The sequence below is a fragment of the Cohnella yongneupensis genome, from assembly GCF_042655785.1.
In the GTDB taxonomy this organism is placed as follows: Bacteria; Bacillota; Bacilli; order Paenibacillales; family Paenibacillaceae; genus Cohnella; species Cohnella yongneupensis.
Genome location: NZ_JBHSNC010000016.1, coordinates 1 through 3,146, shown reverse-complemented (window position 1 = coordinate 3,146; position 3,146 = coordinate 1). Strand labels below are relative to the sequence as shown.

Below are 3,146 nucleotides of genomic sequence, written 5' to 3'. Positions count from 1 at the left end.
CGCATCGCGCCCGGCGACATTCGTCGCCTTAAGTCGGTGGGACGTCGTGAATACAACAACGTTATCTGCAATTGCCCTAGAGCAAGGAAGAGCATCCATCCCAGACCCAAACCTGACCCCTGCATTTGCAAGGAGGCATCTCGAAGAAGAACTCAGACAATTCATATTAGTTAGTAAATTTCGCGAGCGAACTGATACTGAAGTGGTAATATGAATTGCATGAGTGCAGGTTTCAGAATGTTTGGGTCGGGACCGAAAGATTCGTTAACGGCATTAATTCTAATGAAGACCTTGATACTAGAACCCAGATCAGATACTTGTAAAGCCTCATACCGATATATATTTCGCTGCACCAATGGTACAGCGAGCTATATGATACGGTCAGAACGAGGCTTCAAGTACTGATCAAAGAATCAAGGCTTCAAGGCACGAGTAAATGCAAGAATAACGAATCTTTCTTGGATGAGTCGGTGAAGAGGGCAACAGCAGATAACATATGATTCACGCTTCGGCAGACAAGCTGCCTCGGTCCGGCGGAAGTTAGAAGTGGAATCAGAGAAGCATTTTCAGTAGCGAGGAAGTAACTCAGCCGGACACACCTGCACCACCTAACCGCGTCGCGGCCGGCTCTTCGAGCCTTAAGGTGGTGAGGCGTCGTGAATCCCTGGACGTTATCTGAAAGCAGGGGAAGAGATGGAATTCAAGAGCTTAAAAGATCGATTCTTTATTGTATTGTGGACGGTGACTGTCCTAATCATTAATTTATGTTTCTTAATACCTCTCATCTTTTTCCCGCCCCAGGATCAAGTAGAACTTATAATTGCCATCTTAATTGATCTTTTAGTAACAGCATTTTTGATCTGGATCGTATCGGATATCAGATATACATTCAAACAAGATCACTTATTCATTAAAGGGGGCATTTTTAGATCAAGGATTCAATACAAGGACATAACAAAGATAACAAGACGTCCAAATATATGGGTAGGATATAGAATATTATTTTCTAAGGACGCGATTGAAGTTCACTATAAAACAGGATTATTAGGAAGCGTAATAATATCACCAACTGACAAAGAGATCTTTATTAATGAATTGAAGACAAGGAATACTAATATTTTCATAGAGCCATTTAGTAATATTTGAAAGTATCTCGAGAAGCCCCTGCCATCAGATAACACCATATTCACGCATCGGGCATACGCCCTCGGTCCGGCCGGAGTTAGATGTGGGTTCGGGGAGGTAATTGCAGCAGCAAGGAAGCGTAATCAGCCGGACACATCCGCACCGACTAAGCGCATCGCGCCCGGCAGCTTCGCTGCCTTAAGTCGGTGGGACGTCGTGAATACAACAACGTTAGATGAAAGATGTGCAAATCTATTTTTTGGGAGTATATCAATGAAGAATAAAAGTACTTACTTAATACTTGCATTAATAATAATCCTAATCTATTTTTCATTGAAATTATCATCAAGTCAGAACCAAAGAATTGAACTTCAGAATCACATAGATTTCAAATATAAATCTCAAATAGGTTTAGTTTTAGGGAGTTTTAGTACAATTGTTGATGACTACACCTATAGGGATATGATATCAAACGTATTATCCTTGTCAGTAATGTCGGAGTTAACAACATATGAAAAGAAGAATGACGATTTAGATATCAGTCTGCATAATCTATATATTTCGCTGAGAGAGAATAGATCTAAAGATAAAGTGTTAGCTCGTGTAGACGAAGTTAGAGAAGCATTTTTTATTATGTCACAGGATCCTTCAAGTCGAGAAGCAACCAATAAATTAATTGAAATCTCTAATGACACATTTTTTAGTACAGAGGAATAACATTGTAAGCTTATCAAGAAGGCACATCCATCATCTAACACCATATTCACGCATCGGGCATTCGCCCTCGGTCCGGCAGAAGTTAGAGGTAAACTCAGAGAGGCATTTCAGTTTCGGGGAAGCAGAAGCAGCCGGACACATCCGCACCACCTAACCGCATCGCGGCCGCCCTTCGGGCTTAAGGTGGTGGGACGTCGTGAATACAATAACGTTAGCTGAAATCTCTCTTGCTCCGAAGGGGAAGATCATATTAGGGTTGTAGAGCAACGAGATCCATCGGCGCATGAAGATGAAGGTGTAAGGTGTAAAATGACGCTACGTAAAACCGATTCGAGGAAGTAGAGAGACATCAGCTAACATAGGATTCACGCTTCGGGGGACAAGCCCCCTTTGGTCCGGCAGAAGTCCGATGTGATTCGGAGGGGCATTTCAGTATACGGGGAAGCATTTTTCAGCCGGACACACCTGCACCACCTAAGCGTCGCCGCCGGCTCTTCGAGCCTTAAGGTGGTGAGGCGTCGTGAATCCCTAGACGTTATACGCAATTGCTGAAAACACGTAAGTGAGGGTGGTACAATGCTGTCTTTAGTAAGATCTTCAATTGATTTTATAGAGATAGAAGAAGTAATTGTAAATTCAAATACTTTTTTCAACCTCATATCAAAGAATAAAGAAAAGTTTACAACTGAAGAGATAGCAGAGGAAATAACTAACACAAAGAATATTGGTGCAGAGCGCTTTTTAGTCAAGGATAACAATGAGTTTGTTGGAATACTTGAGTATTTGCTTTTTAATCCAAATGATCAAAGTACATGGTTAGGTCTTTTACTGATTAAGAAGAAGTTTCAGAATCAGGGCTATGGATTGAAATCTTTACAATTATTCAATGAATTGATGAAAGAGAAAGGAATAGCGAAGTATAGAATTGGTGTAATATCTGAGAATACTCCGGCACATCATTTCTGGAATAAAAATGGATTCGTTAAGATTGATTCAACAATAAACGATGATCAAAAAGAAATAATAATATATGAGAAGAACATTTGAGAGCGTAATCAGAGAAGTCAGCAACAGCGTATAACACCATATTCACGCATCGGGTCGACGTTGTCGCCCCTCGGTCCGGCAGCAGCTCGATGTTATTCGATGAGGCATTTCAGTATTCGGGGAAGCTTAATCAGCCGGACACATCCCACCACCTAACCGCATCGCGGCCGCCCTTCGGGCTTAAGGTGGTAGGACGTCGTGAATACAAGAACGTTATGCGACATAATGGCTACGTTTCAAAGCCTTAACCCAGCACT

Annotated in this window: 4 protein-coding genes; all 4 read left to right on the top strand. The window is 41.8% G+C overall.

Features of this window, described 5'->3' with window-relative positions; translation table 11 throughout:
- Window positions 1–214: hypothetical protein (locus ACFPQ4_RS05380; protein ID WP_378110754.1), on the top strand; the 214-nt coding region annotated here is incomplete at its 5' end.
- Window positions 215–693: 479 nt separating this feature from the next.
- Window positions 694–1,146 carry a PH domain-containing protein gene (locus tag ACFPQ4_RS05375; RefSeq protein WP_378110752.1) on the top strand — a complete coding sequence of 151 codons (453 nt, stop codon included), beginning with the start codon at window positions 694–696 and terminating at the stop codon, window positions 1,144–1,146.
- 195 nt (window positions 1,147–1,341) lie between these two features.
- Entirely contained in the window at window positions 1,342–1,842 is a 501-nt protein-coding gene (locus ACFPQ4_RS05370; protein WP_378110751.1) for a hypothetical protein, read from the top strand.
- A gap of 576 nt (window positions 1,843–2,418) precedes the next feature.
- Complete coding sequence (locus ACFPQ4_RS05365; RefSeq protein ID WP_378110750.1) at window positions 2,419–2,889, top strand: GNAT family N-acetyltransferase; 471 nt, start codon at window positions 2,419–2,421, stop codon at window positions 2,887–2,889.
- The last annotated feature ends 257 nt before the right edge of the window (window positions 2,890–3,146 follow it).